Source organism: Parabacteroides sp. D25, from assembly GCF_000307475.1.
In the GTDB taxonomy this organism is placed as follows: domain Bacteria; phylum Bacteroidota; class Bacteroidia; order Bacteroidales; family Tannerellaceae; genus Parabacteroides; species Parabacteroides distasonis.
In genome coordinates this window covers 299,706-321,802 of sequence record NZ_JH976505.1, presented here as the reverse complement: position 1 = coordinate 321,802, position 22,097 = coordinate 299,706, and the positions used below count along the sequence as shown (strand labels likewise).

Sequence of the window (22,097 nt, the reverse complement as noted above, 5' to 3'; positions counted from 1 at the left end):
CGGATACGGGTACAAATATAAATTATTATTCTCAATAAACAACAATAGTATGCATATTTTTTTCACATTCCCTTGAACTTGCGGATATGTGTTCGTACAAATAGCTATTATAGACCCAATAAGGCTTATTCTTGTTAACAAAAAGACACCTTCACAAGAATCAACAATATGTTAAAAACCGCATAAAAAATACAATCTATTCCTAATTTTTCCGAAGACTTTTAAACCTTATTATCAATCTACAGCACGGTAAATGAGTCTCTTGGGCCATATAAAAGAAAAGAGGACGCCGTTTTACCGACATCCTCCTAAGCTCTTATCGCATTAGATCCATGAGCCTTACCGGCTACCAGCTATCGATTTACTCACGATATTCGTTACGGCCTCTTGCATCTTCTCGATGACGCCGCTGTTTTCCATCCCGTATTCGGAGGCGATCGTCTCCAGATTCGGGGAACCGACCCAAACCTTGCCGTCCGCATCTTCCCAAACGGAGATACGTAGCGGCAGCTCCAAAGAGATAGACGGATCTTGCTGCATCAATAAAGTCCCGACTTTCGGTGAGCCGAAGACGATCACCTTATTCGGAGGCAGCTTCATCCCTACCTCGCTAGCGTTTCGCCCATGATCGAACATGGCGAACACGGAACCTCCTTGAGACTTGATAATCTCCTCGATCCGCCGCATCGTCTCATCCACGCTAAACGGGCTTACTGTTTTTTCCATCAAACGATTCTTTTTCTCCATGGCTGCAATTTTCTTTAGTTTTGTCAAGACAGGAGTCTTGACCGTCCGTACGCTCGACTTCCGGTCATTATTCAGCTGCTCATAAATAACGATCTTATTCTCTCCTTTGTTCAGCCATACGCCCGGTATGTAAAGCGTTTGCTGAGGGCCGGCATACCAATAGCGGCCGATATTGACGCCATTGATGAAAATAATGCCCTTTCCCCAATCCTCCATGTCGATGAACGTATCGCCGGTATCGGACAGGTGGAAGGTTCCCTCGTAGAGAACCGGCTTATTCCCCAACGCCGCTACCTCGGGCGAGCCATTCTTATAGACATAAGGTTCGTCGGAGACCAAAGCCGGCATCCGGTCCATCGGGAGCTTGTACATCTTCCAGTCCGATATCTCGCTGCCGTTAATCTTGACCGAGCTGATGATCCCCTTCGTATTGCGTACGATCTCCTCGCCATAATTGATACGCCCCATGTTCTCCACCAAGATGTCCAAGGTAGCGTTGAACGGGATATCGATTTCCATCGCATATTGGTTGAAGCAACGGTTTAACTCGCCGACACGCTCGCCATCCACGTAGATCGTAGCGTAATCACGCAAGCCCGGTATCTCCAAACGGCCTTTCAGGGGTTGGTTGAAATGGGTAGAGTACAAGACGTAGCCGTATCCTTGGTTCAATTGCTCGAACGTGAGAGGTGTCGGAGACGCTACCGGTTCCCCTTCTTTCGCCAAGGCCAACACATCGGCTACCTTCGTCAAGGAGATCGACGGGATCTCGATCAGCGGTATAGGGGCTGGGGCCTCGGGGACGTCATAAGTGACGTATTTCCGGATCACGTTGCGGATCGAGTCGAACTTCGGGGTCACCCAACCCGCCTCGCTGATCGGGGCGTCGTAGTCGTAGCTGGTCAAGTCCGGCTGGATATCATGCTTCTTGTCGTAATTGGCGCCACTGGTGAAACCGAAATTCGTACCGCCATGAACCATATAGAAATTGAAAGAGACATCGTTTTGGAGGTACGTCTCCGTCTGCCTCGCTATGCCGGAATCGCTTATATCGGGGAATGGTTCCGCCCAGTGCATCAGCCAACCGGGATAAAACTCGGCTACCATATACGGGCCTACTCCCCCGTGATACTCGTTCACCACCTTTTTCAAGTTCTCCACGTTACTCTCCCCGTTCGCCGTAGGCAACGCTCCCGGGGTGGAACCGCCCTCGAACAACCAGCTTCCGTCCGAGGTGAACAGAGGCACGTTGAAACCGGCGTCCGCCAATTGCCGCTTGATCTTGGCGTTGTAGCGGCGATGCTCCTCCAAGGGGATATCCTTACGTTGCGCCACGTAAGAGCCGAACTCGTTCTCGGCCTGCACCATGATGATAGGGCCGCCTTTCGATACCTGCAAGTCGCCGACCTGCTCGTAAAGCTTATCGATATAAAGCTTCGTGCGTTTCAAGAACTCCGGGTTATCCCGGCGGATCTCCATGCCCGGTATATTCTGCAACCACCACGGATAACCACCGAACTCCCACTCGGCGCATACGTACGGGCCGGGACGGAGGATCACCATCAATCCCTCCTCTCCCGCTATCCGGATATACTCGGCCAGATTCTTGTCTCCCTCGAAATCCCATTTACCCGGCTCCGTCTCGTGCAGGTTCCAGAAGACATAGGTAGCGACCGTATTCAAGCCCATCGCTCGCATCATCCGAAGGCGATGCCGCCAATATTGATGAGGGATACGAGGGTAATGCATCTCACCCGAGAGGATCGGGGTTACCTTCCCGTTTACATAAAAATGACCGTCCTTGATCTCGAACGTACGTTTCTCCTTGGCGAACGAGCCGACAGGTATCAGCATCAAAAGGAGCAATAGATAGGCGATTTTCTTTTTCATGGAATCCATGTGTTATAAAGATTTATTTTTAGGTTTAAGATCTCGTGGCAAATGTATGTAAATAAAAAGAGGATGCCAAATAAATGACATCCTCTCTAGCTTATATATTATATAATGTATAAGTCTGTATTAAGCTTGCTCCAACTGCAAAGTCTTAGTCGGCTGGTCGCAAACCTCCGTCGGACCGAAGTACTGGATCGGACCCGGATATACATAGCTAGTAGTCAAAGCCCACTCGTCACGGTTAGCGGCGAACGCCTTGAAAGGAGCGCCGTCAAGCTTAACCAAAGCCTTCTGGATAACCGGCTTCATCTCGCCATGACGTTTCTCCATGTTCATCATCATAGTAACAGGGATACCACCGGCGATCCATTGATCAGCGGGAGCGGTCGTGTTACGTACGGAAGACATATAACCTGTCTTACCGGCGGCGATCAAGCAAGATGCCGTGTAACCCAAAGAGTAGCAGTAGTCCGCATCGTAGTTAGACGGAGCGGCGCAACGACCCTCGTAACCAAAGAAGTGGTGTTGTGCGGCGAACTTGCCTACGTACTTGCCCTCGGCCTTCCACTCAGCCAATTTCTTGCCAACCATCTCAGACAATAACTTCTCAGTCTCGATCAAAGAAACCTGTACGTTTCCGTGCGGGTCACGGTCCAAAGACAACTGACGAGCTACGCCCTCCGGAAGAGAAGCGTACAGATCAGAGTTCTCCTTCGTCAACTTGCTGATGATATAAGCACGTTGCTCGCTCTTCTTGATCATCTTGAACTCAGCATCGTGCTTAGCCAAGAAGTCGTTCAACTCGGCAATCAAGCGTTTCATAGCCGGAACGAACTCGATCAAGCCCTCAGGGATCAATACCGTACCGAAGTTGTTACCCTCAGCGGCACGCTTAGCCACGATACCAGCCACGTAAGTAACGATATCGTCCAAAGACATATTCTTCTCCTCAACCTCCTCGGAGATGATACAAACGTTCGGTTGAGTCTGCAAAGCGCACTCCAAAGCGATATGAGAAGCGGAGCGACCCATCAATTTGATGAAGTGCCAGTATTTCTGGGCGGAGTTACAGTCACGTTGGATGTTACCGATTACCTCGGAGTAAACCTTACAAGCCGTGTCGAAACCGAAAGAGGTCTCGATCTGGGCATTCTTCAAGTCACCGTCGATCGTCTTCGGGCAACCGATTACCTGTACGCCGGCGCCGATAGCCTTGTAATACTCGGCCAATACGCAAGCGTTCGTGTTAGAATCGTCACCGCCGATAATAACCAAAGCCTTGATATCAAGTTCCTTCAAGATCTGAAGACCTTTATCGAATTGCTCTTTCGTCTCTAATTTCGTACGACCGGAACCGATCATATCGAAACCGCCCGTGTTACGGTACTCGTCGATAATATCAGCCGTCAATTCCATATATTTATGATCGATCAAACCGCCCGGGCCCAAGATGAAACCATACAGACGAGAATCTGCGTTGTGAGCCTTGATACCGTCGAACAAACCAGCGATCACGTTGTGACCACCGGGAGCTTGACCACCGGAAAGGATCACACCAACGTTCATGACAGGCATAGCCTTCTCCTCGTTACTCTTCTCGAATGTAACGATCGGCATTCCGTAAGTGTTCGGGAACAATTTCTTGATTTCTTCCTGATCGGCTACTGATTGAGTATACTCGCCGTCAACGGCTTTCACTGCACCTTTCAACGCAGCGGGTACCTTCGGTTGGTAAGCTGCTCTTGCGATTTGTAATGCACTCTTTGTCATTTCTTAATTGATTTATTTAGAAATTATTTGATACGTGTTCAAAAGTGACGCGAATATAAGGAAAAAAATCCGTATTAATAAAAAGACAAGGGGATATGTTCATTGAAAAATCACCCTAAAATTGGTTCCGAAGGAATGATTAACACTTTACAAGCCGATTTCCTAAAACAGGTCTGACAATATAGATCAACTCCTTCATCGTCCGCCCCAAATACATAATACTTTATCGTATAAACACACCTTTTTAGCTCCTTTACATAAAGACTTTATATGCATGCAAGCTTTATCCCTAGGTGTATCTCTAGATTATAAAATAATAAATATCAATTCCTCACAAGAAGCCCCTTTTACTATTTTCTTATTCCAACTTTAAATCCGGTAACTTTTTGACGATCTCCATGGTTTGTACGCTCACGTTGATTACGGAGAGTAGCAAGTCCAAGATATAACGGGGGTTATCATGCTCACGGCTCCAGTCATTCGGATCGTTCTTGATCAAGCTACTTGGATCGGTTTTCACTTGATAGCGCTCCATGATCCATTCGATAGCGGATTTACCGTTCACGATGTACTCATACGCCTCATCGGGTATGTTCTCTATGCGAATCGAGCTGTTGTAGATAATCGTATCCTTTTGCCCCTTTTTGGGGAATCGCATTTTCTCTACCTCATAGTATTTATAATCCACCTTGACCGCATATAGATCCGTAGTTCCGGCAATCATACGACCATCCGGGGCTTCCTCCTTTTGCCTGTCGCCAATGACTGTCACGCCCTCATACGCAGGTATTTCCTCATAATTCAGATGCAGATTAGCCAGTTGCTTACCCGCATAGGAGAAATCGAGGAATGCGTCTATATCTTCCACGATCGGGATACGTGGTAAGGATTTCTTCAAATCGGCCGCAAAGGCTTCCCGGTATTTCGGGGAATGAAGCAAGCCATACACATAGTAGAAGATGGTTTCTTTCGTGATCTTCCGGGCATTACCGAAACGGGTACGGACTTCTTTCAGTATCCAGTCGGTGATTCCGTCTCGACGGATGTAATCATCGCTTGATTCGGTATCGAATAAGGACAAGGTTTGCTGCTTGTTCTTGTTTTCTTCGTACCAGTAGAGAGGGAAGCATTGACCATTAAAAATAACTTGAAGATCAGGAATGCAATCAGCAATTAAACAAGAGAAATCTTTGTCTCCGATTCCTTTCACGCAAATCACTAAATTTTTATATTTAGATGTTGGAAAAAGTTTAGGCAATTGATAAACACGCTCATTCCAAAAACGAGAATAATATCCTATCTGTTTAAAAAAAGGCCTATAAAGACTTATCACCTTTTCTCCAATTTTATCTTGGGTTATTTCCTGATTTTTTAAAGCTAAGTTCAAGACACTGGTAGTCCAACTTATTTGTGTTAAGTCATATTCTACATCTTTTATAAATCCTTTTGACAATTGATATCTCTGATCATTATAAAAATCCATAGACCGTTTAATATTAGCATTCAATGATTCGGATGACGAATTATAGCACCATGCGTCTCTCGCAGTGGCCAGTCCTCTACTATAAAATGGAACAAACACTACTTGTTTATTATTTTTATCCTCTTTGTCTCCCAAGATTATCAATGAATCAAATATACCTCCTCGTTGGTTAATCCAATCCCCTTTCTCATTCGGAGCAACAATCTCCCACTGTAATTCACTAGAATCAACGGAACCAAACTCACTAATCTTTTTAAGCTTCTGCTCACGTGATAAATAATCACCGATATCATGATAATAAATCGTCGCTTTCCCTTTCTTTGCCGGGTTCTTTACTAAAAGAGTAATTGATATAGGCGTACGAGAACCTGAACCAAATATTTTACCGCCTTCTTTACGAGACAACTCACCACTCGTACGTTGGTTTCCCCTTAAATTAAACACATATACACTCGAATATTCATCCTCAAGACATTTCCTAAATCCTTCTTGAGCATTTCCATCAATCCAAGCCCCATTACTAATGAAAGCTACCACACCCCCATCCTTGCAATCCGCAATACGATCACTCGCCCAACGAAACGCCTTAATATAACTATCATAAAGAGAGTTCTTATTAGTCGCTTGAGCGGCTTTGGCATACGTCTCGGCAATCCGTTTATCCAAATGAGCGTAACTCAAATTCTGCGCATTATCATTCGCCGATTTCTGTCCGACCGAGTACGGAGGATTACCCATTATAACCCGTACCGGAGCTTTCTTTTGCTTATCCACATTCGCCGCATTCTCGGGAAACCAAGTCTGATCCAAAACATTCTCCTCGTTCTCGGTTGTCTGGAAAGTGTCCGTTAAGCAAATGCCCTCGAACGGCAAATAAGTATCTCGCTTTACGAGACTATGAAAGACGCTCTCGATATTGACATCAGCGATATAATAAGCAAGCAAGACCAACTCATTGCAATGAATCTCATTCTTATATTTACGTTCCAGATCCTCCGGACGGATCAAACCGCTTTGTAGCAAACGGGTAATGAAAGTACCTGTCCCCGTGAAAGGATCTAAGATATGCACATTCTCATCCGAAAGGCTGCAATCAAATTCCTTGCGCAAGATATCGTCAACGGAATGGATAATAAAATCCACGCATTCCACGGGTGTATAAACAATACCCAGCTTATCCACGGTCTTCGGGAAAGCACCCTTGAAGAACTTCTCATACAGATTCTTGATAAGCGTCTGCTTTCCTTCCAGATTGTCAATATCGCCTACGTTCATGCGCACGTTCTCATAGAATTTATTCAATACCTCCGTATCCTTTTCCATGGCCTCGCTCTCCAGTAGCTCCAACATACGTTGCATACTACGGCTGACCGCATTATTCTTGACAAACTGATAGTCCTTAAACAAGGCATCGAATACCGGACGTGTAATCATATGCTGCGCCAGCATCTCCACCGCTTGTCCCTCGTCAATGGAAGGGTTCAAGTTCTTTTGCAAGCCATTCAAGAATTCAACGAAAGCCTCTTTGTGCAATCCCTCTTTCACGACACGGGCGATGCGCTCTATAAATTTCTGGGCGATCAAGCCGATCTCCCTCGCCCAGTTCTCCCAATACAGGCGATCTCCGACCTTCTCGACCATCTTCGCATAGATCCCATCTTGCAAAGAACCGAAACGAAGTTCCAACTGGCGAGCGATTTCCTCATTACTTAGCTCGGTCGCCCCCGTCTGTTGATCCTGCGGATCGGGCATCCAATCCTTCCCGTGCATCCGACCCGAGCCTTGCGGTATCCCGGCGACAACCACCTTGGGAGGCTTCACCTTATTCAAATGTATCTTATTGACCGTAGCGTTAAACTCATCGTCGTGGGCACGCAAGGCATTCAAGATTTTCCAGACCACGGAAAAACGCTCGTTATCCTCCATCGCCTTCTCCGGCTCCACATCCGCCGGAACGACTACCGGGACAATGATATAACCATATTTCTTCTCATCCGAAGCCCCCTTGTGGAACGTACGCATCACACGCCCCACGCTCTGCACGACATCCACCTCGCTATTACGGGCGGCGACAAAAAGAACAGCGTCCAAAGCCGGCACATCCACCCCTTCGGACAAGCAACGCACGTTCGATAGAATACGGCACTCGTTCGGATTGCCGGTCTCCTCCTTCAGCCAAGCGATCTTCTCCTCCCGTGTAGCGGCATTCATCGCCCCGTCGATATGTTGAACCTCGATATCCACGACCTCTTCCCGTACTTCCTCCGACAAGGATTCCTTATATTTTCTCACCATCGTAGGCATCACGGCAGCAAACCCCTTGGAAGAGATACCGCTCCCCCGCTCACTCGGATTAATGGTCGAGCAAAACGCCACGGCCCTCCGCATCAATACCGGGTCCGCCTCCTTCGTAACCCCCTTATCTCCTTTTATACGTTTGGACAAGCCATTGATACAACCGATGAGCTTACTGGCGTCGTCCATCTTTATTTCCTTTTGTTGCTTATCCTTGACATCCTCTAGGATAGAATCCGGGATATCATCCTCGCTAATCGTCAGCACCAATACCTTATAGTCCGTCAGCAGTCCCTCACGCACGGCACGTCCGAATCCGATCCGGAAAAACTCCTCGCCATAATAGTCCGGGTTATTCATGCTCCACAACACTAAATCCTTGTCTTTAGCCGTCGCCTTGGCATTGTCATTATAATAACGTGGGGTAGCCGTCATGTAAAGACGCTTTTTCCCCCGGATCAAGTCATTGTCATGTATTTTAGTAAAATGACTCTCATCACGACCTTTTTGCTTAAAACCGGTTGTCCGATGCGCCTCGTCGCAAACGATATAATCGAATATACCATAAGACGGATCAGCCTCCAATAGCGCTCGCAGCGCCTCGGCCAAGACATCTATACTTTGATAGGTCGAGAATACGACAACCAGTCCGTCCGTATCCTTATAGCCTAATAATTGCCGTTTTATCGAGTTGATATTTGTCGTGGCGGGCAATGGGTTATCGATGATACTCGTCTCGTCATTATCGAAATCGTTCCTTTTGGAAGCCTTGGAATCCGAGCAAATACAAACAGCCTTCATCCTGTATTTCGTATCTGTCATCCAAGCATTCAGCGATTGTCCTAAAAGAGCGATACTGGGGACCATGAATAAAATCAGTCCCTTGCCCCCGGTCTCTTGCTCTATGATCTCCAAGGAGGTGTACGTTTTTCCCGTTCCACAAGCCATGATTAGTTTTCCCCGGTCATGTACCCTAAAATATTCATGAGCCGCTTTCATCGCTTCCAACTGATGCTTGCGAGGCTGTTTACCTTCCCGTAAAGCCGCTTTTCCCGTATCCCCTTTCAAGAGTTTATCCCAATCAACCGGAGAAGCCTCCAACTCATGCATATTGATACGAGTCACCGAAATGTCTTGACCTTTCAACGTCTCTTCCGCATTCGCTCCCCAGCGCAAGGTGGTAGAAACCCAGATCAGGTTACTGAAATACGTGGTCTTCAAGGTTAAATCATCTATAAACGCACGATGAGCGGTGGATATAAAGGAGTCTACGACCGCCTTGCTTATGACGGCCTTCTCGTCATAGCATTTACACTGGATGGCCCAATAATCACCCAAATCAGTTTTCGCCACCAAGTCTATACCAAGATCTTTCCCGCCGAAATCCTTTTTTCCCGGAAATTCCTCCCAAAGCCAAACCTCCTGCAATTTATCCGCATAGCGAGGGTCCGTTTGGAACCATCTCTTCATCAGTTTCTCAAACTTCGCTCCCTTTTCTCTTTCGGTAAAAGATCCGGTACGGAATCTTTGAAGTACTTCTTTAAATGTCATTGTCTCAATCGTCCGTTGTTTAGTCCTCAAAAGTACATAAAACTCCACTTATTTCAATAACTCGGACAGATTTTCATTGGAGACATAGCCGACCTTCTAAAAGAAACATCTGTTTCTTCCGATAGAAACAAGAGTTTTATACGGGAGAAACTCTTGTTTATTCATAGGAAAACTTTTGTTTTCCCTAGAAGAAACTAAAGTTTCCTAAGCATAAAAAACAACAAAACTGCAATAAATTGAAAAACAACACTATACTTAAAAATTCACTCTTCTACAGATAAGATAAGCGAGAATATTTCTTTTTTCGGAGCAAAGCCTTATGTAAATGTCATCGGGCAACGTTTTTTCCCAAAAGACTTCGTATATTCGCGAAGTCAATATTCCATATTTTAATACATTACTTACATAACACAAATACAAAATGAAAAAGTATCTTACTCTTGCCGCATCAGCTCTGCTCCTAGCCGCATGCAGCGAAAAACCGGGTTACGAGATCAACGGTACCGTAGCGAACACCGATCTAAACGGAAAATACGTTTACCTGTATGAATATGGCGTACAAGACGCCGCCCCAATGGATAGCGCATTGGTGCAGAACGGCACGTTCACGTTCAAAGGAACACAGAACGCCCCTGCCCTACGCAAACTCGCCTTCGCCGAGGATGTCGTGGAACCCAAACGTGCCGCTTCCGGCGAGAACGCTCCTTTTACAAGCGTATTCGTACTGGAGAACGGTAAATTACAGGCTGTTCTTGACGAGGCCGCTTCCGCCGTTTCCGGAACACCGGAGAATGACGGCCTGAAAGCCCTGCAAGCACAAATGAAGACTTTGCGTGCGGATCTGGAGAAGCTTTCCGCCGACATGAAATCAGAGGATAAGGAAGTCGTAAGCGCCGCCGAGAAGAAATATGACGAGATCGACCAAAAGGTAACCGATGCCGTCAAGACTTACATATTGAATAATACGACCAAGCAATCCGCCGCCAAGTTATTATACGATTTCCGTTACAGCTTGGACGAGGCGGTCCAGAACGAGATTATCGCCAAGGCGGACTCCGCTTTCAAGGCCGTTCCGAACATCGATAAGCTCATGGCTCACCTAGATGTACTGAAAACCGTAGCCGTAGGCAAGAAGTTCGTGGACTTCGAGATGGCCGACCCGAACGGTAAGACGCACAAGTTATCCGAGTTCGTAGGCAATGGCAAGAACATCGTGTTGATCGATTTTTGGGCAAGCTGGTGTCCTCCTTGCCGCCGGGATATGCCGAATTTGGTAGCCGCTTACAAGAAATACAAGAACAAAGGTTTCGAGATAGTTGGCATCTCCTTGGATAGCAAGGCTGACGCATGGGCGAAAGGCGTAAAGGACCTGAATATCACATGGACCCAACTCTCCGACTTGCAAGGCTGGAAAAACTCCGGTGCTCAACTATACGGGGTAAACAGCATCCCTCACACCGTATTGGTGGATAAGGACGGAACGATCATCGCCAAGAACCTACATGGCGAGGAGATCGACGCTAAACTTCAAGAAATATTGAAATAATAATAACAATAACACGATATGTCCGCCCAAATCACGTTAAACTGGACGAAGGACTCGACTTTCGAGACCTTGCTGGACGGCCATAAGGTTACGATCGACACAACAGCCGAGAACGGGGGTAATAATGAAGGCCCCCGTCCCAAGGCTTTAATGCTGGTCGCCTTGGCCGGATGCAGCGCAATGGACGTAATCTCCCTTTTCCTTAAAATGAGAGTACGTTTCGACAAAATCTCTATCGACGTAACCGCAGAGACTTCGGATACGATCCCGATGGTATATACCGCATTCCACGCTACATACCATATCGACGGGAACATCGGGGACGCCGCCAAAATAGAGAAAGCGATTCGCCTTTCACAGGAAAAATACTGTGGCGTAGGACTTATGATGAAAAAGATAGGCCCGATTACCTACGATATCTTACTGAACGGCGAACCGCTTAAACCACAAAAACATGAAGATTAGAAAACAGTTCTTACTTTTATTTATCTCTACCAGTCACTTGTTCGTATATGCGCAAAACACGGAACCTTCAATGTTTACGAAAGAGGCTAACGAACAAGTGGTGAAATCACTCCCATTTGATAACAAACAAGATTTTGAAGACGCTACCCGTGGCTTTATCGCCACGATAGACGAACCTTCCATTACCGACGAGACAGGAAAAGAGGTGTATGGATTAACTGTCTGGGATTTCCTGCGTCAAGAGGCTCCGGCATCCGCCAACCCTAGTCTTTGGCGACAAGGGCAACTCAACCGCATACACGGCTTATTTGAGGTATTACCCGGTAAAATATACCAGATACGAGGATTCGACCTCGCAAATATGACGTTTATCCGTAGTGATAACGGTTGGATCGTCATAGATGTATTGCTCTCGAAAGAGACGGCCCTAGCAGGTTATAATCTTCTGAAGAAACATGTAGAAGATCTTCCGGTCAAGGCGGTTATCTATACGCATCCTCATGTGGACCATTTCGCGGGAATAGACGCCATATTGGAGAACGCCCCCAATAAGCCCGAAGCGATCGAGATCATTGGCCCCAAGGGTTTCTTTGAAGATGCCGTCAGCGAGAACCTGATGGCGGGTGTAGCCATGGGGCGAAGAGCGACCTATATGTATGGCCGCAGTCTACCTAAAAATGAGAAAGGAAATATAGGTACTGGTTTAGGACAAACTACCGCGGCAGGAACTACGGGCTTGGTCCCTCCTACCCGTGAGATATCCGAGGAGGGCGAGACTTTACGAATTGATGGTGTCGAGATCGTATTCATGTCCGTACCCGGCGCCGAGGCTCCCTCGGAAATCATGATGTACTTCCCTGGGATGAAAGCTTTCTGCGTAGCCGAGGAAATCAACCGTACCCTGCACAACCTGCTGACCTTACGAGGGGCGAAGGTCCGGAACGGCCAATTATGGAGCAAATATATCGACCGGGCGATCACGGAGTGCGGCGATCAGGTAGAGGTATCCTTCTCTACCCACCATTGGCCGACTTGGGGCAATAAGAACATCGTCGCTTACTGGGAAAAGCAGCGAGATCTATATCGCTACTTACACGACCAGACACTTCACCTCGCCAACCAAGGATATACACCTCGAGAAATAGCGGAGATGATTAAATTACCAAGCTCTATCGCCAACGAGTTCGCCAACCGGGGATATTATGGAACCGTTAGCCATAATGTAAAAGCCCAATATCAAATGTATTTCGGCTGGTTCGACGGCATCCCCGCCCATCTGAACCCACTCCCGCCGGTAGAAGAAGGTAAAAAATACGTAGAGGCTATCGGAGGAGAGGACGAGATAATGAAAAAGGCACGAGAGGCATACAATCAAGGAGAATACCGTTGGACGGCTACTTTGCTGAACCATCTCGTTTTCGCTAATCCAAAGCATAAACCCGCCCGCCAATTACTTGCGGACACGTACGCCCAATTGGGCTACCAAGCGGAAAGCGGCCCGTGGCGTAATTTCTACCTGACCGGAGCTATGGAACTGACCGAAGGCATCGCTGGTAAAGGCAAGGCCAACTCAAACCGGGCACGTATGTCCCAGAACCTAAGTCCCGAAATGCTATTCGATTTGCTCGCTATCCAAATAAACGGGGAAAAAGCGGCCGATAAAGACTTAATAATAAATATTATCTTAACCGATACGAACGAACAGGCCACCTTGATCTTAAAGAACGGCGCCTTATCGAACCGTATCGGCCGGCTCCATCCGGCCCCTACCGTAACTTTGGAAGGAGACAAACAAGTCATCTACGCAAGCCTCATGCAGCCGGAGAGTATAGCGGCAAATCTGCAAAACCATAAGTTATCGGTAACCGGGAAACTTGAAAGCCTAAAAGAGCTATTCTCCACTTTTGAGGCTCCGGACGCTTATTTTAATATCATCGAGCCTTAAACCTTTCCCGCCTCTTGCATGGCTGGATTAAAAAATCTATCTTTGTGCGATCTTTAGAGAAAGCGATATTACTATAAAATTAGCATAAGGTTTTATTACACTTTAATATAATAAATTAGCGATTATGATTTATTCACATGAAGTTCAACACATGTGTGTTGTAAAGAAGGGAGCTAACCACCAGTGCGCTCCGATTCCTGAAGAAGGAAAGTGGGTTAGAGCAACTCAGATCACTGATATCTCTGGTTTGACTCACGGTATCGGTTGGTGCGCGCCGAAACAAGGTGGATGTAAGCTGACATTAAACGTTAAAGAAGGAATCATCCAAGAGGCTCTTGTAGAGACAATCGGTTGTTCCGGTATGACTCACTCAGCGGCTATGGCTTCTGAGATCCTTCCGGGTAAAACTCTTTTGGAAGCATTGAACACAGACCTTGTTTGTGACGCTATCAACACCGCTATGCGCGAGTTGTTCTTGCAGATCGTTTACGGTCGTACACAGTCCGCTTTCTCAGAGGGAGGTCTGCCTGTAGGCGCTGGCTTGGAAGACCTTGGTAAAGGTTTGCGTAGCCAAGTGGGTACGATGTTCGGTACATTGGCTAAAGGTCCCCGCTACTTGGAGATGGCCGAGGGATATTGCACGCGCATGGCATTAGACGCTGATGACGAAGTAATCGGTTATGAATTCATCCACTTGGGTAAATTCATGGATATGGTTAAGAAGGGTATGGACGCTAACGAGGCACTGGAAAAGGCGAAAGGCTCTTACGGTCGTTTCAAAGAAGCTGTAAAATATATCGATCCTCGTAATGAATAAGAAAACATTTACACGTGTCCTCATCGGGCTGAGTGTTATCACGGCTGTGGCTACGCTTATCACGTATTTCGTGATGAAACCGGAGAAACCGTGGTTGGCGTTTTACGTGGCTTGTTGTGGCGGTGTATTGGTTTTCAACTTTCTGATATCTTTATTCCTAGTAAATAAGAATTTTAAAAAGTAAAAAAATAATATGGCTTTATTTGAAAGTTATGACCGTCGTATTGATCATATCAACGCGGTATTAAACGAATATGGTATCAACGGTATCGAAGACGCAAAGGCTATCTGCGATGCTAAGGGTATCGACCCTTATACAATGTGTAAGGAAACTCAACCGATCTGTTTCGAGAACGCTTGCTGGGCTTACGTAGTAGGTGCCGCTATCGCTATCAAGAAAGGTTGTACGAACGCTGCCGAGGCTGCCGAGGCTATCGGTATCGGTTTGCAGGCATTCTGTATCGCTGGTTCTGTTGCGGATGACCGTAAGGTGGGTATCGGCCACGGTAACTTGGCCGCTCGTTTGCTTCGTGAGGAGACGAAGTGTTTCGCTTTCTTGGCTGGACACGAGTCTTTCGCCGCAGCTGAGGGCGCTATCAAGATCGCCGAGATGGCAAACAAGGTTCGTAAAGAGCCGTTGCGTGTTATCTTGAACGGTTTAGGTAAGGATGCCGCTAAGATCATCTCTCGTATCAACGGTTTCACGTATGTACAGACTCAGTTCGACTACATGACAGGTGAGGTGAACGTTATCGAGGAGAAAGCTTACTCTAACGGTCTTCGTGCGAAAGTTAAGTGCTACGGCGCTGACGACGTTCGTGAGGGTGTAGCTATCATGCGTAAGGAAGGTGTTGACGTATCTATCACGGGTAACTCTACAAACCCGACTCGTTTCCAACACCCGGTAGCCGGTACTTATAAGAAAGAATGTATGGAGAACGGTCACCCGTATTTCTCTGTTGCTTCTGGTGGTGGTACGGGCCGTACTTTGCACCCGGACAACATGGCCGCTGGTCCTGCTTCTTATGGTATGACGGACACAATGGGCCGTATGCACGGTGACGCTCAGTTCGCTGGTTCTTCTTCCGTTCCTGCTCACGTAGAAATGATGGGATTCTTGGGTATGGGTAACAACCCGATGGTAGGTGCTACGGTTGCCGTAGCGGTTGCTATCGAGGAAGCTATGAAGAAGTAATCAACTAAACAATAAAATAATTGTTTATATATAGACTCCTGTAATCTTGATGGTTGCAGGAGTTTTTATTTTACTTATCAAAAGGAGGAAAAGGATGACACTAAACATAGACCAAGAGAGTTGCATCAAATGCGGGAAATGCGTACGGGTATGCCCTTCGGATATATTCACGCAAGAAAGGGCCGGAGAGACGATCGGGCTGGTACGTGTGGAAAGCTGCATCGTTTGCGGGCATTGCGTGGACGTATGTCCGACGGGCTCCGTGTCGCACAGCGAATTCCCGCCGGAGAAAACGCATACGATCGATTACAGCCAAATGCCTACGCCGGAGCAGGTGATGTTGCTGATCAAGTCACGCCGTTCCAACCGGACATTGACCTCGAGGCCCGTCCCCAAGGAGATGCTGGACAAGATCGTGGAGGCCGCTCATTCTGCGCCGACGGCTACAAACTCCCAAAGTCTCTCGTTCACCGTCGTCACCGATCCGCGAAAGCTACGGCAGGTGAGCGATTATACGATAGGCGTGTTCGACTCCTTGGCGAAGCTATTATTGAATCCCGTCGTGAAATGTGTGGTCAAGCCGTTTATGAAGGATGTCTATAAATACGTACCGGTATTCAATCGGTTGAAAGAGGAACACAAGGCGGGTAAAGATCCGATTCTCCGGAAAGCCACCGCCCTGCTACTGATCCATACACCGAAGTCCAACCGATTCGGAAGTGAGGACGCTAACCTCGCTTATCAAAACGCCTCCTTGATGGCGCAATCGCTTGGGGTAAGCCAGATCTATATGGGCTTTGTGCTCACCGCCATCCGGCAGGAAGGAAAAGATACGCTCGCCAAGACGCTAGGGATCGACGGCAAGATACAAGCGATCATGGCGCTCGGCATACCGGCTTTTAAGTATCCGAAGTACACGGACCGGAAAGAGATCGTCAAGAACTATATCGAGTGAGACTTGATGGAGACAACCTTGTCGACCGGGGTATGCGATCCATTGGATTACGCATCGTAAGTCAATGGATTACGATACGTAAGTCATTGACTTATGGTTCGAATCTCATAGGTTTACCGGGCTAGGATCACTCCCGATCACCAGAACTTATTATGCTCCGGGCTGTATTCAAAACCAGCGTCTTTAAGCTTTGTAAGAAGGGATTTCTTGTTCACTTGCAAATCCTCGCATAAATCGTCGAGGGAAGAATAATTGTCACGAAGTTTCATATTGATGAAGCTGAATAGCATCATCGGATCGTTTGGTAATGACATAATCTTACGAATAAAAATGTTATCTATGTTTTACAACACAAAGATAATGCTTTTTCGCCAGATGGAACCCAGACACGATCCTTATTATTTGAATATCGGTACGCAACAAAACAACCTACAAACTGGTTTTAAATAACGAGAACTTATAATTCAATTGAATGACATGAAAAAATATGTATTAGTAGTAGCGGTAGCTGCAGCCCTATTCAGCTGTAGCGGCAACCCAAAGGCAGACGCCACGCAAACAGACAAGAACAAGCAGGAAACCGCCCAAGTACCGGATATGCACAACGCAGAGACTTCCTTGGATTACTGGGGTGTTTACGAAGGGACATTACCGGCCGCCAGCTCGCCGGGTATTAAAACGACCTTGACATTGAACAAGGATAAAACCTTTACCCTCCGCTCCGAATATATTGACGAGAAAGACGGTATTTTTAATGATAAAGGAACTTACACGCTGGACGGTAACGTCTTGACAACGAAACAAGAAGGGGGAGATATCACGTATTATAAGGTAGAGGAAGGCCAACTGAAAATGCTGGACCAGCAGAAGCAACCCATCACGGGCGACTTAGCCAAGTTCTATATCCTTAAGCAAACAAAGAAATTCTAGGCTTTATCCCCATAAGTATATACTTTCAAGGGCAAAAGCATACCCTTTTGTACATGAAAGTATATACTCATTTGCCTAAACCCAAAACTATTCCTAACTTTGCGTCCCTATATAACTATATAATTACTCCAATGAGAATAGCCGCTTAATTTATCTCAAGATGTCGTTCTTTCCATCCGGAAAGCCCTCTATCCGTATAGGGCTGATTTCGTGACGACAGATTCGAGGCTATAGTGAAACCGATCATCATCGGTATTTCTTATCCATTTTAGTATCTCACATTTTAAATCAGTTCACACTATGAGTATCGTAGCGCAAAAAATCACGTATATACATCCGGACAATCAAGTCTTATTCAAGGGGATCGACTTGACGATCAACAAGGGGCAAAAGGTAGCCTTAGTCGGGAACAACGGATCGGGAAAATCTACCTTCCTCCGTATCTTGGCTGGAACCTTGCAAGCGCAGGAAGGGGAGATTATCTATCCGACCCCACCCTATTACGTACCCCAGCATTTCGGGCAATATGATAACCTGACGGTGGCCCAGGCCCTACGTATCGACGGCAAACTAGAAGCCTTGCGGGCGATCACTGAGGGCGACGCCTCCCTCTCTAATTTCAATACGCTGGCGGATGACTGGACGATCGAGGAACGGAGCCTCGCCGCCCTGCACGCTTGGGGTTTGGAGCATATCCTCCTCTCCCAACCGATGCGCACATTAAGTGGCGGCGAGAAAACCAAGGTTTTCCTCTCCGGAATCGAGATCCACCAACCCTCGATCCTACTATTGGATGAGCCGACTAACCATCTGGATAAGCGTAGCCGGGAGAAGTTATACGATTTCATCACGTCTTGCCGTATCACCTTGTTGGTCGTCAGCCACGATCGTACCTTATTGAACCTATTAGCTTCCATAGCGGAATTATCCATCGGGGGGATCACCCTTTACGGGGGTAATTATGATTTCTACAAGGAACAAAAAGAACAGGAACAGGCTTCCATGCAAGAGAAACTGGAAGCGAAGGAGAAAGAGCTTCGCAGGGTCAGGAAAACCGCCCGTGAGGTAGCCGAGCGAAAACAAAAGCATGAATCCCGGGGAGAGAAGCAAAGCGTCCGGAAAGGAATCCCCCGGATCATGATGGGCGGATTGAAGGAGAACGCCGAGAAAAGCGCCTCCAAACTAAAAGAGGTTCACGAGGACAAGATGGAGAACCTTGCCAACGAGCTAAAGCAAATGCGCTCCTCCCTACCCGACCTTCAAGGCATGAAACTGGATTTCAGCGCATCCGGCTTACACGAAGGCAAGATATTGGTTACCGCCAAGGAGATCAATTTCGGTTACGCCGAGGCCGGCGATCTATGGCCCTCCCCGATGAGCTTCCAGATCAAGAGTGGGGAACGATGGCTGATACAAGGCGATAACGGTTCCGGCAAGACGACTTTGCTGAAGTTGATTACCGGCCAGTTACCGCCTCGTAGCGGTTCCTTGATCCGTGCGGATTTCTCCTCTATCTATATCGACCAAGAGTACTCGATCGTCCGGAACGACCGGACGGTGTACGAGCAAGCGCAAGCCTTCAACGAGCGTCATTTCCAAGAGCACGAGATCAAGACCTTGCTAAACCGTTTCCTCTTCCCGCACGACACGTGGGAGAAGAGCTGCGGGAAGCTGAGCGGAGGCGAGAAAATGAGGTTGGCATTCTGTTGCTTGATGATCAGTAACCAGACTCCGGACCTATTTATCCTAGATGAGCCGACCAATAATCTCGACATCCAAAGCATCGAGATTATCACCTCCATGGTCCGTGCGTACAGGGGCACGATCTTGCTGATCTCGCACGACGCTTATTTTATCCGGGAATTGGGTATCCACCAAATAATAACTACCTTCGCGGGTAGGTTAAAGACGAATTTATGAAGACGTTACTTGACGTGCATACCCATACGGTAGCCAGTGGGCATGCCTTTAGCACCCTGCAAGAAATGGCAGTGGCCGCCTCCGAGAAAGGATTGAAGTTACTAGGTATAACAGAGCATGCCCCCGGCATACCGGGGACATGCTCCCCGATTTACTTCCGCAACCTACATGTGGTTCCCCGCCGGATATACGGTGTCGAGTTATTGCTCGGAGCGGAATTGAACATCATCGACTATAAGGGTACGATCGATATGGGCGAGGAGTACTTCCCGATGCTGGATATCCGGATAGCAGGCATCCACTCGCTTTGCTACAAACCGGGAACGGTCGAGCAGAATACGGAGGCGATGATCGGGGCGATCCGCAACCCGCATGTCCACATCATCAGTCACCCGGGAGACGGTACGGCAGAGGTGGATTTCGAGCCTATCGTATTAGCGTCCAAAGAGCATCACACGTTGCTGGAGATCAACAACAGCTCTCTCAACCCGGTCCGCAAGAAACTCACCGCCAGAGATAATAACCTCACGATCTTGCGCCTATGCAAGAAATACGAGGTTCCTGTGATTTTAGGTAGCGATGCGCATATATCTTTCGATATAGCCCGGTACGATCATATCTACGAGTTATTGCAAGAGACACGATTTCCGGAGGAATTGATATTGAACGACAAGGTAGAGGCGTTCAAGAAGTTCATAGGGAGATAAGCGGTGCCTTACCTCCGGGCAGATACATTCCTGTAGCCGGGCAGATACACGTACGTACCCGCCCGGGTGCATCTTTACTTACAATGTTCCTTTATTAATTTGTCCACGACAGGATCACCCAACTCCTTCGCCTTGTTGAAAGCCTCGCACGCTTCCGCCTTCTTACCCTGACGGACGTAGCAGATGCCTCGCAAACGATAGCAAGAGGCGAAATCCGGAGCGATCCGCAAGGCATTCTCTAAGCTCCTCAACGCCTGATCATAGTTTTCCATACGAATATATACGGACGCTTCCTCCGCCGGATAAGTCGGGTCGCCCGGATTCAAGCGGATCGCGGATTGGATATCAGCCAAGGCGCCGGGGAAATCGTTCATGCGGAACTTCGCTTGCTCGCGGTAATAGAAGAAGCGGTCGCCGACCTGTCCTTTCAAGAGATCGTAGTATAAATCATAATCGTCCACGGCCTCCTTGTATTGCATCAGTTTCAAGCGGAGATCCACCCGTTCCAAGATATAGGGAGCGGCCTCGTTCGTTGGCGGGTTCCCGCATTTGGCGATGGCGCTATCCAGCAAGGCGATGATATCCCCGAAGTTAGCGCCCCGGATATTCGCCTTCGCCTTCGCCGCCCAATACCAAGAGGTAGAGGAAGCCATATCGCTATCGTTCACCTTCATATAATCAGCGAACGCCTGCTCGAAATCTCCTTTATAAAAATGGATGTCCCCTTCCAATTGGCGATAGACCGGCAAGTCCTCCTCCCCGATCGCCTTTTGTATCGCCTCGGTAGCGGCATCGACGGTCCACTGCTCCTTATTCAAGGTCGTATCCGCGGCGGCCACGCCGTAGATCAGCTTGGCTCGGTTGAACCAGATATCCCCTTTCCGCTCGCTGAAGCGGGAAGCCGTGTTTATATCTTCCAACGCCTTATCCAGATAAGCCCCCTGCTCGGCCTCCGTAGGAGCCAGATCCGCACGGTGGTAAGCGTAATGATTGGCACGGTTCAAATACCCGTCGGGAGAATCCGGGAAAGTGGCGATGAAATCATTCAAGGTAGCCAGATACGTCTTTGGGTCTTGCGAGCTTGCCATCAGATATAAGGAAACCTGCGCTTGGCTCGCGTCCGACGGCCACGCCTTCCGGATACCAATCCGGCTATAGGTGGAATTAAAGGCGTCCGCCGACTGGATCGTCAGGCTATTCGCGTATCCCGCCGAGACCGCATAGGAATCTTCTTTCTTCCCCGACGCATCTTCCTGCGCCAAGCCGAACACCTCGCCGTCCGCCGTCAATACAGGAGCGTTTACCTGCCCGCTCTCCAGCGCCATCGACAATTTATAATAGCTGAACGGCTCCTTCAACTTACTGACCTCCGAGACCGGTCCTTCCCCGAACTTCGTGATCTTACCGGTCGAGTAAGGCATCAGATAAGCGATAACTCCTTGCGAGATCGGCTCACGGGCGATCGGCAAGAACACAGCTTTCTTCGGAACCTCTACCTTGAACTTGATCACATCATATAATTCATCAGCCCCCAAGATGCGGCTTACCGGATATTCTTTTCCGTCGGCGTCGGTCACGGTCGCCCTCGCCGCATCCTTAAACAAGGAATAGCCGGACAACGCCTCACCGGTCTCGGTTATGAAAAATCCCGTACCGGACGCTTTCTTCTGGTTATCTTTTCCATAGGTAGTGACAGTAACCACCGCCTTTCGTTGCTTATCCATCCATTTGGGCGCTTTCTTTTGCGCCGCCACCCAAAATACTTGGCAACAAATCGTAATCAACAGAACAATTCTTCTCATTTCGTTTTCATGTTATCAGAATATACGTCGCAAATGTAAATATTTATACCGGATAGGCGAACAAATTAGGGAATTA

The 22,097-nt window shown here is 47.8% G+C and carries 15 protein-coding genes; 10 read left to right on the top strand and 5 right to left on the bottom strand.

The genetic code is table 11. The features are described from left to right. Positions 1–339 precede the first annotated feature (339 nt). The 3 genes from HMPREF0999_RS15795 to HMPREF0999_RS15785 all read right to left on the bottom strand — a co-directional run bounded on the left by HMPREF0999_RS15795 (position 340) and on the right by HMPREF0999_RS15785 (position 9,739). Positions 340–2,646, bottom strand: coding sequence for a beta-galactosidase (locus tag HMPREF0999_RS15795; protein WP_009276360.1), 2,307 nt, complete (start codon positions 2,644–2,646; stop codon positions 340–342). 120 nt (positions 2,647–2,766) lie between these two features. After that, positions 2,767–4,410 (bottom strand): diphosphate--fructose-6-phosphate 1-phosphotransferase, encoded by a 1,644-nt coding sequence (locus tag HMPREF0999_RS15790; protein WP_005855923.1) that lies wholly within the window; start codon positions 4,408–4,410, stop codon positions 2,767–2,769. Positions 4,411–4,768: 358 nt separating this feature from the next. Then, positions 4,769–9,739 carry a DEAD/DEAH box helicase gene (locus HMPREF0999_RS15785; RefSeq protein ID WP_009276358.1) on the bottom strand — a complete coding sequence of 1,657 codons (4,971 nt, stop codon included), beginning with the start codon at positions 9,737–9,739 and terminating at the stop codon, positions 4,769–4,771. A 421-nt stretch (positions 9,740–10,160) separates the two neighbouring features. Here HMPREF0999_RS15785 and HMPREF0999_RS15780 point away from each other — a divergent pair, with 421 nt between their 5' ends. The 7 genes from HMPREF0999_RS15780 (at position 10,161) to HMPREF0999_RS15750 (ending at position 16,662) form a co-directional block, all read left to right on the top strand. Beyond that, the gene (locus HMPREF0999_RS15780) at positions 10,161–11,285 is read left to right on the top strand and encodes a TlpA disulfide reductase family protein (RefSeq protein WP_009276357.1); all 1,125 of its coding nucleotides are present in this window, start codon (positions 10,161–10,163) and stop codon (positions 11,283–11,285) included. Positions 11,286–11,303: 18 nt separating this feature from the next. Further along, complete coding sequence (locus HMPREF0999_RS15775) at positions 11,304–11,750, top strand: OsmC family protein (RefSeq protein WP_005855911.1); 447 nt, start codon at positions 11,304–11,306, stop codon at positions 11,748–11,750. Then, positions 11,740–13,695, top strand: a complete 1,956-nt coding sequence (locus tag HMPREF0999_RS15770) for an alkyl/aryl-sulfatase (RefSeq protein WP_009276356.1) — start codon at positions 11,740–11,742, stop codon at positions 13,693–13,695. The genes HMPREF0999_RS15775 and HMPREF0999_RS15770 overlap by 11 nt, the downstream gene beginning before the upstream one ends. Before the next feature lie 124 nt (positions 13,696–13,819). Then, the gene (locus tag HMPREF0999_RS15765; RefSeq protein ID WP_005855907.1) at positions 13,820–14,512 is read left to right on the top strand and encodes an iron-sulfur cluster assembly scaffold protein; all 693 of its coding nucleotides are present in this window, start codon (positions 13,820–13,822) and stop codon (positions 14,510–14,512) included. Continuing rightward, positions 14,505–14,696, top strand: coding sequence for a hypothetical protein (locus tag HMPREF0999_RS15760; protein WP_005855905.1), 192 nt, complete (start codon positions 14,505–14,507; stop codon positions 14,694–14,696). The genes HMPREF0999_RS15765 and HMPREF0999_RS15760 overlap by 8 nt, the downstream gene beginning before the upstream one ends. Positions 14,697–14,705: 9 nt before the next feature. Then, positions 14,706–15,707, top strand: coding sequence for a GGGtGRT protein (locus HMPREF0999_RS15755; protein ID WP_005855903.1), 1,002 nt, complete (start codon positions 14,706–14,708; stop codon positions 15,705–15,707). 94 nt (positions 15,708–15,801) lie between these two features. Continuing rightward, positions 15,802–16,662: a nitroreductase family protein gene (locus tag HMPREF0999_RS15750; RefSeq protein ID WP_009276355.1), complete on the top strand. Its 861-nt coding sequence runs from the start codon at positions 15,802–15,804 to the stop codon at positions 16,660–16,662. 137 nt (positions 16,663–16,799) lie between these two features. Here HMPREF0999_RS15750 and HMPREF0999_RS22060 read toward each other — a convergent pair whose 3' ends face one another. Beyond that, entirely contained in the window at positions 16,800–16,976 is a 177-nt protein-coding gene (locus tag HMPREF0999_RS22060) for a DUF4250 domain-containing protein (RefSeq protein ID WP_005855899.1), read from the bottom strand. Between the two features lie 163 nt (positions 16,977–17,139). On the opposite strand from HMPREF0999_RS22060, the gene HMPREF0999_RS15745 reads away from it, so the two are divergent. The 3 genes from HMPREF0999_RS15745 to HMPREF0999_RS15735 all read left to right on the top strand — a co-directional run bounded on the left by HMPREF0999_RS15745 (position 17,140) and on the right by HMPREF0999_RS15735 (position 20,219). Beyond that, positions 17,140–17,592, top strand: coding sequence for a copper resistance protein NlpE (locus HMPREF0999_RS15745; protein ID WP_008771778.1), 453 nt, complete (start codon positions 17,140–17,142; stop codon positions 17,590–17,592). A gap of 300 nt (positions 17,593–17,892) precedes the next feature. Further along, complete coding sequence (gene abc-f, locus HMPREF0999_RS15740; protein ID WP_009276354.1) at positions 17,893–19,512, top strand: ribosomal protection-like ABC-F family protein; 1,620 nt, start codon at positions 17,893–17,895, stop codon at positions 19,510–19,512. Next, positions 19,509–20,219: a phosphatase gene (locus HMPREF0999_RS15735; RefSeq protein WP_008780305.1), complete on the top strand. Its 711-nt coding sequence runs from the start codon at positions 19,509–19,511 to the stop codon at positions 20,217–20,219. Before abc-f ends, HMPREF0999_RS15735 begins: the two co-directional genes overlap by 4 nt. A gap of 74 nt (positions 20,220–20,293) precedes the next feature. Here the strand turns inward: HMPREF0999_RS15735 and HMPREF0999_RS15730 are convergent, their stop codons facing one another. Next, positions 20,294–22,021: a tetratricopeptide repeat-containing serine protease family protein gene (locus HMPREF0999_RS15730; protein ID WP_009276353.1), complete on the bottom strand. Its 1,728-nt coding sequence runs from the start codon at positions 22,019–22,021 to the stop codon at positions 20,294–20,296. Positions 22,022–22,097: the final 76 nt, after the last annotated feature.